Below are 13,762 nucleotides of genomic sequence, written 5' to 3' on the forward strand. Positions count from 1 at the left end.
CGGTTCGACTTTAATGAGGTTCAATGAACTTTCTTGCACATCTTCATATCGCCAACCATTGCAGTAGCGACTTAGCAGGTAACTTACTTGGTGATTTCGTTAAAGGCGATCCTTCAAAGCACTATTCGCAATCTTTAGCTGACGGTATCCGACTGCATCGATTCGTCGACAGTTACACAGATGCTCATGCCATCTCCCGGCAGGCTAAATCCCTTTTTAAAAAAGAGACCCAACGATTTGCTCCAATCGCACTCGATGTATTTTGGGATCACTGTTTGGCGACAAATTGGTCTGAGTATTCTGACTCTTCACTTAAACAGTTTTGTGAAATATCACATAACAAGATCAGTCAAGATTCTGAGTCCCACTGGCCCGAGAACTTTGTCATGATTCATCAGAAAATGGCGGAGCAACGCTGGTTAGAGAGTTATGAATCCATGGATTCTATCGAAATGGTACTAGAGAGAATGTCTTTGCGAAGACCCAGACTTGCGGCACTGAAAGAGTGTTTTGGTGATCTTTCCAACAATTACGATAAGTTGCAGTGTCACTTTTATGAGCTCTATCCTGACGTGCTTGAACGTTCTTTGCAACATCGAAAACAGCAAATTGAAATGTTAGCAAATAAAAATTAATGACAAAGGTAAACAGTTCCATTTGGGTTTGCTACAATCCGCGCCTATTTCTTCTTTGAGCATCATTTTATGTCTGATACAAACCAAACTTTTGAACAATTGGGTCTTTCGGAGCAGTTGCTGTCTACACTACAGACGCTAAATTTTACAACACCGACAAGCGTGCAAGAGCAGGCAATCCCACTCGTATTAGAAGGCAAAGATGTACTGGCAGGTGCTCAAACGGGTACGGGTAAAACCGCGGCGTTTGGATTACCAATCATTCAACGTTTGTTGGCTAGCCAAGATAATGTGATTCCCAATCCTAAATTGGTAAGAGCTTTGGTACTGGTGCCAACACGTGAACTTGCACAACAAGTTTTCGACAACATTACCAGCTACGCTGAGGGTACGGATCTTAAAATCGTCGTTGCTTATGGCGGTACAAGCATGAAAGTGCAAACCGACAATCTAAAGGCAGGAGCAGATATTCTCATCGCGACACCTGGCCGTCTGATTGACCACATGTTTACTAAAAATATCATGTTAAGCCAGACAGAAGTGCTGGTACTTGATGAAGCAGACCGTATGCTTGATATGGGTTTCATGCCAGATATTAAACGCATCTTGAAGCGCATGAATGATGTTCGTCAAACCCTGTTCTTCTCTGCGACGTTCGACAATAAGATCAAATCTATTGCGCATCGCATGATGGAGTCACCTTGCGAGATCCAGGTAACGCCGACGAACAGTACTGCTGAAACGGTAAAACAGATGGTTTACCCAGTTGATAAAAAGCGTAAAAGCGAACTGCTGGCTTACCTGATTGGTTCTAAAAACTGGCAACAGGTATTGGTATTCACTAAGACTAAGCAAGGTACAGATGCGCTAGTTAAAGAGCTGAAATTAGATGGAATTAAAGCGGCTTCAATCAATGGTGATAAAAGCCAAGGTGCTCGTCAAAAAGCGCTTGATGATTTCAAGTCGGGCAAAGTACGCGCGCTGATTGCAACTGATGTTGCGGCGCGTGGTATTGATATTCAACAACTGGAACAAGTTGTGAACTACGATATGCCGTACAAAGCAGAAGACTATGTTCACCGCATTGGTCGAACAGGGCGCGCTGGTAATACAGGATTGGCCGTTTCTCTCTTGAGCAGAGACGAAGAGTACCTACTTGAAGCGATTGAGCGTTTGCTTGATAAACGCCTACCACAAGAGTGGTTACAAGGGTTTGAGCCGAGCTTAATTGAAGAGGTTGAGCCAGAACGTACAGGCCGCCGTGGTAAGAGTCGTTCTTCTGAAAAACGCAAAATGAAAGCGAAACTTAAAATCCACCAAAACCGTGGTAAGGCTCGCCGCTAATTGAGTTGTTCAATGAGCTCAACTAACTAAGGATTACTAAAAGGCGCTGTGGGTAAGTACCTACAGCGCCTTTTTATTGTTTAATGTGAAACTGAGTTACTTTCGAGTTACTCCGCGTTTCTTACTTCACCGTTACTGCATTTCCATACACAAGGCACTTCGTAAATCAGCTCTTCAAGACTTGTTGGGTTCAGAATCCACTCATCGTCAATTTTGTAGGTGTTGATCATCTGTTTATTGAACATCTGCCAGTGATTCATTAGAGCTTCGTCTGGCGTCGCAACCATATCACCCTCATTCCAAGTACTTTCCATGAAAGGCGTAAGGCAAACGGCTGCATTGGCATAAATGATCATCTGCCACTTAATTTCATAAATATTGATTGGGTGTTCTGGATACGCTGCGTTGTATTCATCTGCGAGCATGTTGATCTCATGTTCCACATCACCGACGTTATCAATGAAATAGTCGACCAAGTTATCTTCTTGTCGAACCGAGTCTGAAATCAGCTGCATCGGTCTACGAGAGTGGATCATATTGGTGAACAGTCGCATTGAGAACAGATACAGCGTGACACTCGGCGCTACATCTTTTGGCAATTCCTGCATGATCTTAGCGATGTAAGCTTGAAAATACGCATGCAAGGAATCGCTAATCGCGTGCCAGATTTTTTCTTTGCTACCAAAGTGATGACGGATCAAGCTGTGAGAAACGCCCGCCTTTTCACTGATGTTACGTAACGAAACACGTTCGTAGCCGTGGTCGCAGAACAACTCCGCCGCAATGGTCATGATCTGAAAACGTGTCTCTTCAGCATCTTTGGCACTTCGACGGCCTTGCTTCTTTTCAGTCAACGTCATTTTTTCTGTCATTGTCATTTCGCAAATTAGGATGATGTTCCAATTCTACACTGTTTTCACCGAAATAAAAAATACTGCACAGGTGGAAAGTAAAGCTTGTCAATTTCATTTATTTAAATATACTGCACACCTGTGTAGTAAATCATAATAATTAAATGGAGCCGCTTAATGCAGTCCAAATCATCTTTCAGAGCCAAACCGGTAAAGGCACTAGGAGCGGTTGTAGCAGCCGTACTCTTAGCGAGCTCTTTGACCGGATGTAACAAAGTACAATCCGAAGAAAATGAACTGGTTATCAAGCCAGTTAAGCTTTTAGAAATCCCAAAACAGACGGATATCGAACTCGATAGTTATATCGCTAAAGTCGATGCCACTGATCGAGCTGCGCTCTCTTTTCAAGTGGGCGGCCAGATCGAAAACTTTGCTGTCCGCATGGGACAAGATGTGAAAAAGGGCGAGACACTGGTTGTTTTAGACTCTACAGATTTCCGAATTGCACTCGATGCAGCGCAAGCTAAGTACGATCTTGCAAACAGCCAATACCAACAAGCTTCAGAACTTTATGCTAAGAAGTTGGTGAGCACCGATTACTACGACCAAGCAGTGAACAACTACACAGCTGCTGGTGTAGAGCTTGAGCAAGCGAAGACCAACTTAGGGTATACCAAGCTAGTCGCGCCTTTTGATGGTGTTGTGTCTATGGTCTTTGGCAAACAGCACCAAGTTATCGGTGAAAAACAGCCTGTTCTTAACATCTTGAATCATGGTGCTATGGACGTAACCTTTTCTGTACCCGTTGCCAAATTAGAAGATCGTAGCATTTCAGACTTTGTTCAATCCAATATGTGGGTAGTGATGGACAGCCACCGTGGTATCCGTATTCCTACACGCTTTAAAGAGATATCAACTCAACCGGATGAAGATACTAATAGTTACCAAGCGGTTGTTTCTATTCAAAAACCAGAAGAGCTGAATCTACTTTCAGGTATGACCGCTCAGGTTGAAGTCCAAAAGTCCTCCAATGAAAACGGCATCGGTATCGTCGATTCGGCATGGGTAAGTAAACAAGACACCCAAGGCGAATTATGGCGCTATGACCCGGTATCAAAAATGATTTCAAAAGTGACGGTAGCACTCAACGAAAATGGTCGTGTTGTTGGTGGTCTCATTGGCGGCGATCTGATTGTTGAAGCGGGCGTAGATGCTTTGGTAGATGGACAACAAGTGAAGGCTTGGACGCGTGAGGGTGGCATTTAATGAAATTCAATAAATTAGCGGTTGTTGTGACGTCAACACTTGCACTTGCTGCTTGTAACAACGAAACCATTCACCGAGAGCAGCCAACATTAACGGTATCGACGTTTGAAGTGAAAGCACCACTTAAAGAGCAGTACCGTAACTTCAATGGTCAAGTGATGGCTGCAGAATTGACACCTTTGGCATTTCGTATCGCTGGTGAGATCGATCAAGTGTTGGTAGAGGCTGGTGATGTGGTTAACAAAGGTCAGCTTTTGGCGACTATTGACGGTGATACTTACCGACAAGATGTGGTGGATGCGCAATCTCAATTTGGTCTCGCCAATAAGCAGCTAAAACGTGGCAAAGAGATGTTTGCGAGCAAGATGTTGTCAAAGTCTGAATTTGATCAACTGACGGCGAACTTTAAGCTTGCGTCTGCAAATTTGGCATCGGCTAAGCAAGCACTGGGTTACACCGAGCTACACGCTCCGTTCACAGGTACTGTTTCTGCTGTCGACAAAAAGCAGTTTGAAAACACCACGCCGGGTGAAACGATACTGAGCCTATATCAAAACGATAAGGTGTATGTGCGTATTCAGGTTTCAGACTCGATTTTAGCCGCAATTAGCCCAGACATGCGCTCTAGTACTTATCGTCCTAATGCGACATTTGGCGGTATCGATGGCTCTTACCCTTTGACTTATTTGGAGCACACTAGCGAGTTACACCCTCAGTCGAGAACGTACGAATTTTGGATGTCGATGCCACAACTTGAAACACCCGTTATGCCGGGTACTAGCGTTACGGTCAACGTTGATATGGCAAAGGCTGGTTTAAGCGACGTACAAGGTTATCAATTACCGATGACAACGCTTCAAGCGGGGGCGTCGAACAATGAGTTTTATGTTTGGAAACTTGAAGACGGCCAAGCCTATAAAAGCTTAGTTGAGGTGGAAAAAATCAGCGGCCAAGGTGCGCTAGTCGCACATGGTGTAGAGCAGGGCGAACAGTTGATTAACTCTAACTTACGCAAACTACGTGATGGTATGAAATTGTCAGGAAAAGCAGAATGAACATCGCAGAATATTCAATAAAAAACAAAGTTATTAGCTGGCTGTTTCTGGTTATTTTAGCTGTTGGTGGTGTTAGCTCTTTTAGCAACCTTTCGCGCTTAGAAGACCCTGCATTTACTATCAAAGATGCAATGATCATCTCTACTTACCCGGGCGCAAGCTCTATGGAAGTTGAGGAGGAACTGACTTACCCATTAGAGAAAGAAATTCGACAACTGCCGTATATCGACAAGATCACTTCTACGTCGTCAGATGGTATGTCTCAAATCATGGTAAGTATGAAGATGGACTACGGTCCTGATGAGCTTCCACAGATCTGGGATGAAATGCGACGCAAGATCAATGATCTCCAGCCAACACTGCCAAGTGGCGTGCAGTCTGTTCAGATTATTGATGACTTTGGTGACGTATTTGGCGTGATGCTTATGCTGACTGGTGACGGTTACGACTATGTTGAGTTAAAGCAGTACGCTGATTATCTCACCCGTGAGCTCGAATTGGTCGATGGGGTCGGTAAAGTCAGTATCGCTGGCGATCAGCAGGAACAACTGTTTGTCGAAATGTCATTAGAGCGCTTAGCTGCACTCAACCTAGATATGTCGACAGTGACATCATTGCTTGCTCAGCAGAACAGCGTTGTTTCTTCTGGTGAAGTGATGCTCAATGGTCAAAGCCTTGCGATTAAACCAAACGGTACGCTGAGCACAGTTGAAGAGCTTGAAAACCTGATTATCCACGGTCGTGATACAGGCAACCTAATCCGTCTGAAAGATGTGTCTACAGTAACAAGAGGGATTGCTGAAAAACCGGGTAATGTCCTGACATACAACGGTAAGCCTGCTATCAACATCGGTATTGCATTCTCTTCTGGCGTAAACGTGGTTGAGATTGGTCAAGCGTTAGATGCAGAACTCGAACGTCTTGAGTCTATCAAGCCTGCGGGTATTGAGTTGAACTATTTCTACAACCAAGCACAGGAAGTCGATAAATCAGTATCAGATTTCATCATCAGTTTGGTGGAAGCGGTTGCGATTGTAATCGTGGTTCTACTGTTTGCGATGGGCCTACGTAGCGGTTTGATCATCGGTTTAGTTCTACTGCTTACGGTGTTTGGTACTTTCATTTTGATGGACTACAACCAGGTAGAATTGCACCGAATTTCGTTAGGTGCGTTAATCATCGCGCTCGGCATGCTGGTGGATAACGCCATTGTCGTTGTCGAAGGTATTCTGGTTGGACTTAAGAAGGGCAAAACTAAGCTGCAAGCAGCAAAAGACATCGTGACACAAACGCAATGGCCACTATTGGGTGCGACTATTATTGCGATTACAGCGTTTGCTCCTATTGGTCTCTCAAAAGATGCGACTGGTGAGTTCATGGGTTCACTGTTCTGGGTATTGTGTTTCTCACTTTTCCTAAGTTGGATCACAGCTCTAACACTGACACCATTCTTAGCCGATTTAATGCTCAAGGAAGAGGACAAGACAGGTACAGACGAAGACCCATACAAAGGTATTCTGTTTGTTGTGTTTGGTGCGATGCTGAAATTTGCTCTGAGATTCCGTTGGCTGACTGTGGCGAGCATGGTTGCACTACTGGCGGTATCGGTGGTGGGCTTTGGCATGGTTAAACAACAGTTTTTCCCAGCGTCGAACACACCAATGTTTTACATTGATATGTGGATGCCTGAAGGTACCGATATCCGTGAAACCATCAAGCAAACAGAGGAAGTGGAGAGCTACATTCGTAAGCTGGACAATGTTGAGTTCGTGACCACGACTGCGGGTCAAGGTATGCAGCGTTTTGCCCTAACTTACCAACCAGAAAAGAGTTATGAAGCTTACGCTCAGCTTCAGATAAGAACGACTGATCGCGAAACCATGTTCACGACACTGGAAAAGCTGGATGAAAAACTGGCGATTGAGTTTGAACAACCAACATTCCAGTTCAAACTGATTGAATTCGGTCCATCACCAGCGTCTAAAATCGAAGCTCGCATTATTGGCCCGGATCCAGATCAATTGCGTACGATTGCGACTGACGTAGAAAATATCTTGCTCGCTGATCCTGGTGCTCGTAACGTACGACATGACTGGCGTGAACGCACTAAAGAGTTGGTACCACTATTCAATGAATCTAAAGCGCGTCGCTTAGGGATATCGAAAGCTGATCTGTCTCATACACTACAAATGGCGTTTGGCGGCTACAACATTGGCTTGTTGCGCGATGGCACTCATATGCTACCAATTGTTGCCCGTTTGCCTGAAGAAGAGCGTTTTGACTTCGAATCACTAAACAATGTGAAGATTTGGAGCCCATCATTACAGACTTACATTCCGGTTGAACAAGTTATTGATGGCGTAGAACTACAATGGTCAGAACCTTTAATTCAGCGTCAAAACCGCAAACGTACATTAACTGTATTGGCTGACCATGACGTATTGGGAGATGAAACACCAGCAAGTTTGTTCGCACGTGTACAACCGAAAATTGAAGCACTACCGCTTCCTTCTGGCTACAGCATTGAGTGGGGCGGTGAATACGAGTCTTCTAAGGATGCACAAGACTCACTGTTTGGTTCCCTGCCAATGGGTTATCTGTTGATGTTCATCATCACTATGTTGCTGTTTAACTCGGTACGTAAGCCTTTAGTTATCTGGTTTACTGTGCCTTTATCCATCATCGGTGTCTCTATAGGGTTATTGAGTACTAATATGCCATTTAGCTTTACGGCATTCTTAGGCTTGCTTAGCTTGAGTGGCATGATCTTGAAGAACGGGATTGTTCTACTAGACCAAATCAATAGTGAATTAGAGACAGGAAAAGACCCATACCTAGCGGTAGTCGACAGTGCAATCAGTCGTGTACGCCCGGTTTCAATGGCGGCATTGACCACCATTCTAGGTATGATTCCACTCGTATTTGATGCTTTCTTTGGCTCGATGGCAATCACCATCATGGCGGGCTTAGGCTTTGCGACGGTACTGACTTTAATCGTAGTACCAGTGATGTTTGCCATCTTATTTAGAATCAAACCGTCCACTGCGGGATATTAAGGATTGATATAAACGATTCGTTTTAGCCAAGCCCAGTCTATACATTGACTGGGCTTTTTTGATCTTGACTGTTTTAGAATGAAAGGGGGGATAAGGACTGATTGAACGTCTGGACTTAGATTGCTATTTGAACATCCAACTCAATTTGAGCAGGCATCGCTAGAAAGTACCCCTGATACATATCAAACCCCATTGTTTTCATTAGGTTTAGCTGTTCTTGAGTTTCAATGCCTTCGATAACGGTTTGTGCATTGATGGACTTAGCGAGAGCAATAACGTCATGAATAGGAGTAGCATTACCTTGTTCAAACTCTAGCATCAAAGAGCGATCTACTTTGATGATGTGCGGTGTGAGGTGTCGAACTCGCCCTTCATTTGAGGCTTGTGTACCGTAGTCGTCAACGGCTACTTTGAAGCCATTCTCTGCTAAAGAACATGCCGCGGCTTTGAGTCTTTCTTCGCTGTCTGCGTTGAGTTCAACCAATTCCATTACGATCTGTTCTGGCGACAAATTTAGTTCGACTAAACGCTTCGCTAGCAGACTGTCACTCACATTGGAGTTTGCGAATAGCTCACCGACATTAGGTAACACATTAAGGAAAAGCTGCAAATGACGAGAAGTTGATTGAGCGAAATTACGAACGTGGATAACACGACTTAAGCGCTCTACGTTGATTTTGTCGTCAATGGATGTTTCATCAGAGTGTAAGTAGTGATCGGGTCTTATTGCTTGGTTGTGTTCATCAGTAATCCGGACTAATGCTTCAACACCGACTTGTCGCATTTCTGCATTAAAAATGGGCTGATAAACACTTCTTAAAGTAAGGTTTTTGTACTTGGCAATAAATTGCATCTGATCATCAACAGAGATGCATTTAACGAATTCATTACGGTCAGATAAAATCATACTTAGTTAAAGATAATCCATTAAGGGGATAAATAAGTCCTTGTGTCACAATATTGACACGCGTGGTTAAATTGTCAATTAATAAAAGAAGCATTAACGCGATCCATAATAAATAAAAACAAATTAACATTATAAACTACTGAAAATTACATTTATCCGTTTTGGTTATGAATTGTATTTGTGTGATTTGTTGTGTAAATATCAAGCAAGTAATGTGTTATGCATCGCAATGCTAGAGTTAGGTTTAATATATTTCGATCGCATATTGCGGCACCAATCAAAATATCATTTCTTTGTTGATTTATGGCTCAATGTCTAATTTATGGAAATAAAAATAAATAGCACACACCAAAGGTTGAGCTATTACCGAAAAATAAAACTGAAATAAATCAACACCATATTTGCTTGTGATAAACAAACAAACTAATAACGATATGGTATCGTGGTGTATTTCTTCGATTTATGAACCAAGGTGAGTATTTAATCCTGTTGATTAAACTAAACCCATTGCATAACCGCATACAGTTGAATGTACTTGCGCACCAGTTGTTGATTATTTGAACGTTTTAATGGGTGGGCAAATTTGATGAAACAGGGGGTTATACCGAAGTTGGTGTTTAAGTCTGAGGAAAATTGTGAATCGCTTTCTTGCAAGGTGATACCTTGTTGGCTGTATTCTGTAATCTCATCTGGCAATTCACCCATCCACCAATGCAATAATTCACGGCTGTGTTTACTGCGGCTGATCCAATGGTCTGAAACAATAATCAGAAGATCATTCGGCTGGATGGCGTAGCCGTATTCACCAAGCCATAGATGTACATCTACTAGAAGTTTCTTTCGACAAGTTTTGCCTGCACTCACCATATGATGGCTGATTACCCAAACTGTACCAATCTCTGATGAGACCCGAAAATGCCGTGCCGTTTCATTAAGTGGCAGCATATCGAGTGGGTGAATCATACTCTCATGATCAAAGCTAAGCAGTGTGTGCTGCATTCTTCGTGAAAACGCCTTACCAATGTGATGCTCACTGATTCCTTGATTGTGGACAGTAGGGTAGTGATGTTCGCACAACTTCAAACAATCTTCTTGGAAAAGGTTGATGCTCTGTATCACGAGATCTAATAACAATGAATGTCCTTATACATGGCTACAATGTTGATTACTGAATAATAAGGTAATGACTGTGTAATTTGCCAACAACAATGGCTCAGTTCTTGATCGCTTTATCAAAATTAAGGTGTCTGTCGATTTTTATGTTGTAAGCACGCTGATGGCGTTTAACATTTATGAATTATCAATATTTAGAAATACTTACGAGGAAGCGATGACCATAGAGTTAGACGGTAAACAGAAGTCAGAAATGACGGACGTATTGCAACGATATTTGCAAGATGAACTTGACGTTGAGATTGGTCAATTCGACGCAGACTTTCTTGTTGATTTTATCAGCAAAAAATTTGGCGCGATCTATTACAACAAGGGAATTGAGGATGCACAGAAGGTGATGGAATGTAAGATGCTCGACATTAGTGATGAACTGTACGAGATCGAACAGGTAGTTGAGTTATAAGTAAATTCATCTTGTTCAAATTATTCGAACATGTTGTTTCAGTTTTAGTTATGTCATTTATGTAAAGCTAGGTAAATAATATGTTGCAACAACACAGAGTAATGTACGCTCTTCGTACTATACCGACTGTAACCATTTGGAATGAAACATGAGTAATAATGTAAAGAATTACAATCCAATAGCGAGACTTTTACACTGGGTATCAGCTCTAACCATTTTTGGATTATTTGGTGTTGGCCTATGGATGGTTGACCTCTCTTACTACAGTGAATGGTATAAGACGGCTCCAGATTGGCATCGCTCAATTGGTATTATTTTGGCGGCGGTGACTCTGTTCAGATTAGTCTGGAAAACAGTGACAGCGTCACCAAGTGTTGAAGGTAAAAGCTATGAAGTGGTAGCAGCAAAAGCAGCTCACGGCTTCATGTATCTAAATCTACTGGCTTTATTTGTGTCTGGCTACTTGATCTCCACATCGGATGGCCGTGGCATAGATGTATTTAACTGGTTCACTGTTCCAAGCATGGGAGAGTTGTTTGCAAACCAATCTGACTTGGCAGGAACCGTACACTACTATGCAGCTTGGGTGCTGATCGTATTAGCATCAGTTCATGCGCTGGCTGCAATTAAACACCACATTATCGACAAAGACGATACGCTACGAAAAATGATAGGAGCATCAAAATGAAAAAATCAATTATCGCTACAGGATTAGCCTTTGCTATGGCAATGCCTTTCGCTGCGAACGCTGCTGATTACGTGATTGATACAAAGGGCGCGCACGCGTCTGTTAACTTCAAAGTGAGCCACCTTGGTTACAGCTTTATTAAAGGACGTTTCAACACATTTTCTGGTGACTTCTCATTTGACGAAAGCAACGTAGAAGCGTCTAAAGTGAACGTTGTGGTAGACACAACAAGCCTTGACTCTAACCATGCTGAACGTGACAAACACATCCGTAGTGGCGATTTTATCGACGCGGGTAAATTCTCTGAAGCGACGTTCAACAGCACAAAAGTGGTTGATAATGGCGACGGTAAATTAGCAGTAACAGGCGATCTAACACTACACGGTGTGACTAAGCCAATCACTATCGATGCTGAGTTCATTGGCGCAGGTCAAGACCCATGGGGCGGTGAGCGTGCGGGTTTCATCGGTACAACACGTCTAGAGCTTGCTGACTTTGACATTAAAGTAATGGGCGCTTCTAGCTACGTTGATATGGAACTGCACGTTGAAGGCGTGAAGAAGTAAGTTTCATAGACTGAATTAATACACTAGAGCTTGGCTCAATAAAAATAGAAAGGCGCGAAGCCATTGCTTCGCGCCTTTTTCGTTATTAAGCCTTGAGTCTGTTTGTGGTGCACACTGTTCCCGTGCTATCGCAACCACTAGACGTCTTGTTAAGCCACACGCTGCTATTACGTGTTTGTATTTCCTGTTTGTGTTCCCAGAGTAACCAGCAATAAGTGATTAGCGTTTTTGGTTAGCTTATAGCTAGTCGCATGCTAACAGCTGGTTACGTGCTTATAGCCTCTTGCAATTAAGCAGTTTCAAGCTCGGTCTCTGGTACCACATTTAAACGGTCACCATAGATTGGGCGTAGTGCTTGCATTACTTCAGCGCGAGTCAGTACACCAACCATTTCACCATTTTCAAGAACTGGAAGCATATGCGGTTGGCTTACTTTCATCGCTTTAGCGCGCTCTTCTAAAGAAAGCGTTGTAAAGCGAGTTGCAATGCCCATGCTTGATGTTGGGTACAGCTGTTCTTTGTCGATGCAAAGGAATTCGGCAACATCAACGAGCTTGTCGTTTGCATCAATTGCCACAACATCGCGGCTCATTAGGTCAACAACCTTTTGACCAGCCGTTGGGATGTAATCTTGACACCAAAGATCTACCATAACGTCGTGAATTGAGAACACACCCACTAAGCGACCTTCTAAATCACACACAGGTGCACTGACTTGTTGTGCGTCTAGCAGAGTGTCGATCGCAACTGCAGTTGGCATTTCAACAGACAGAGTCGTTGGTGTGGTGTTCATGATTGTTTTGATGATTGTGTTCGTATTCATAGTAGATTCCTTAACTGACGTAATTTGTGTTGTTTGAGTTATTGCTGTTATTTTTGCCGCTTTAAGTTGCGGTCTGCGATAGATGCTCCAGTTAGCGAGACCAACCAATACTGAGCCACCAACGATGTTACCGAGCGTCACAGGCAGTAAGTTTGCGCTGACAAATTGCATAACGTTCAAGTCTGCGTATTGAGCCTGTGTCATACCGATTTGCGTCCAAAAGCTTTCAGGTGCGAAGTTTTGAATCACAATGCCTAGCGGCACCATGAACATGTTCGCAACACAGTGCTCAAAGCCACTGCTGACAAACATCGCAACAGGGAGTACCGTCATCATCGCTTTCGTCATTGCATTCGCTGAGCTGAACGTTAACCAAATCGCAAGACAAACCAATAGGTTACATAGCACGCCCAGTGCAAAAGCTTGTACAGGGCTATGGTGAAGCTTGTGCTGCGCAATGTTTAACGCGTTAAGTCCCCATTGACCGCCATCTAATTGGTAAAGACCCGCTGCGCTAACTATTGCGAGTAGGAACATCGCACCAATAAAGTTACCAACGTAAACCTTGCCCCAAATCGATAGCATCTTGCCGAAGGTAATCTGTTTGTTAGCCCAAGAGATGCTAGAAAGCACCGAACTGGTAAACAGTTCACCGCCACAAATGACGATAAGGATAAGCCCCATACTGAAGGCGAGACCGCCAGCTAAGCGACTGAGTCCCCATCCAGCATCAGCACTGCCTGTGGTTACTGTGATGTAAAATAGGAAAGCGAGTCCGATGAATGCACCAGCCATAATTGCAAGACTCATCGTCATGCTGCTGGTTTTGTTCGCTTTACTTAATGCAAATTTCTCTGCCTCGGCCATCATTTCTGTTGGCGAAAACAGTTGATGATTATCAGAAGTGCTGGTCGCCATACCCCCTCCTTGAACAATCCGTCATATGTAATTCCTAGTGTTAATACCTAAGTGAATGGTGAATGTTGCAACAGACA

The 13,762-nt window shown here is 43.4% G+C and carries 12 protein-coding genes; 8 read left to right on the top strand and 4 right to left on the bottom strand.

All coding sequences use genetic code 11. The features are described from left to right. Nucleotides 1-23 precede the first annotated feature (23 nt). Nucleotides 24-635, top strand: a complete 612-nt coding sequence (locus tag L1D60_RS04660) for an ACP phosphodiesterase (protein ID WP_239839953.1) — start codon at nucleotides 24-26, stop codon at nucleotides 633-635. A 69-nt stretch (nucleotides 636-704) separates the two neighbouring features. Then, entirely contained in the window at nucleotides 705-1,979 is a 1,275-nt protein-coding gene (locus L1D60_RS04665) for a DEAD/DEAH box helicase (RefSeq protein ID WP_239839954.1), read from the top strand. A 107-nt stretch (nucleotides 1,980-2,086) separates the two neighbouring features. Here the strand turns inward: L1D60_RS04665 and L1D60_RS04670 are convergent, their stop codons facing one another. Then, complete coding sequence (locus L1D60_RS04670; protein ID WP_239840457.1) at nucleotides 2,087-2,839, bottom strand: TetR/AcrR family transcriptional regulator; 753 nt, start codon at nucleotides 2,837-2,839, stop codon at nucleotides 2,087-2,089. A gap of 168 nt (nucleotides 2,840-3,007) precedes the next feature. On the opposite strand from L1D60_RS04670, the gene L1D60_RS04675 reads away from it, so the two are divergent. The 3 genes from L1D60_RS04675 to L1D60_RS04685 are packed head-to-tail and all read left to right on the top strand — an operon-like array spanning nucleotide 3,008 to nucleotide 8,207. Continuing rightward, entirely contained in the window at nucleotides 3,008-4,096 is a 1,089-nt protein-coding gene (locus tag L1D60_RS04675; RefSeq protein ID WP_239839955.1) for an efflux RND transporter periplasmic adaptor subunit, read from the top strand. Beyond that, on the top strand, nucleotides 4,096-5,151 hold the full coding sequence (locus tag L1D60_RS04680) for an efflux RND transporter periplasmic adaptor subunit (RefSeq protein WP_239839956.1): 1,056 nt from the start codon (nucleotides 4,096-4,098) through the stop codon (nucleotides 5,149-5,151). The genes L1D60_RS04675 and L1D60_RS04680 overlap by 1 nt, the downstream gene beginning before the upstream one ends. After that, nucleotides 5,148-8,207 (top strand): efflux RND transporter permease subunit, encoded by a 3,060-nt coding sequence (locus L1D60_RS04685; protein ID WP_239839957.1) that lies wholly within the window; start codon nucleotides 5,148-5,150, stop codon nucleotides 8,205-8,207. The genes L1D60_RS04680 and L1D60_RS04685 overlap by 4 nt, the downstream gene beginning before the upstream one ends. Nucleotides 8,208-8,322: 115 nt before the next feature. Here the strand turns inward: L1D60_RS04685 and L1D60_RS04690 are convergent, their stop codons facing one another. Beyond that, the gene (locus L1D60_RS04690) at nucleotides 8,323-9,060 is read right to left on the bottom strand and encodes an EAL domain-containing protein (RefSeq protein WP_239840458.1); all 738 of its coding nucleotides are present in this window, start codon (nucleotides 9,058-9,060) and stop codon (nucleotides 8,323-8,325) included. A gap of 552 nt (nucleotides 9,061-9,612) precedes the next feature. Beyond that, nucleotides 9,613-10,248: a hypothetical protein gene (locus L1D60_RS04695; protein ID WP_239839958.1), complete on the bottom strand. Its 636-nt coding sequence runs from the start codon at nucleotides 10,246-10,248 to the stop codon at nucleotides 9,613-9,615. 196 nt (nucleotides 10,249-10,444) lie between these two features. On the opposite strand from L1D60_RS04695, the gene L1D60_RS04700 reads away from it, so the two are divergent. From L1D60_RS04700 to L1D60_RS04710, 3 genes are all read left to right on the top strand, one after another. Continuing rightward, nucleotides 10,445-10,690 carry a DUF2164 domain-containing protein gene (locus tag L1D60_RS04700; protein ID WP_239839959.1) on the top strand — a complete coding sequence of 82 codons (246 nt, stop codon included), beginning with the start codon at nucleotides 10,445-10,447 and terminating at the stop codon, nucleotides 10,688-10,690. Nucleotides 10,691-10,838: 148 nt separating this feature from the next. Next, entirely contained in the window at nucleotides 10,839-11,378 is a 540-nt protein-coding gene (locus L1D60_RS04705; protein WP_239839960.1) for a cytochrome b, read from the top strand. Next, nucleotides 11,375-11,944 (top strand): YceI family protein, encoded by a 570-nt coding sequence (locus tag L1D60_RS04710; protein ID WP_239839961.1) that lies wholly within the window; start codon nucleotides 11,375-11,377, stop codon nucleotides 11,942-11,944. Before L1D60_RS04705 ends, L1D60_RS04710 begins: the two co-directional genes overlap by 4 nt. Before the next feature lie 289 nt (nucleotides 11,945-12,233). Here L1D60_RS04710 and focA read toward each other — a convergent pair whose 3' ends face one another. Beyond that, nucleotides 12,234-13,685, bottom strand: coding sequence for a formate transporter FocA (focA, locus tag L1D60_RS04715; protein ID WP_239839962.1), 1,452 nt, complete (start codon nucleotides 13,683-13,685; stop codon nucleotides 12,234-12,236). Between the last annotated feature and the right edge of the window lie 77 nt (nucleotides 13,686-13,762).

It is taken from the genome of Vibrio sp. Isolate30, from assembly GCF_022397975.1.
Lineage (GTDB): Bacteria > Pseudomonadota > Gammaproteobacteria > Enterobacterales > Vibrionaceae > Vibrio > Vibrio fortis.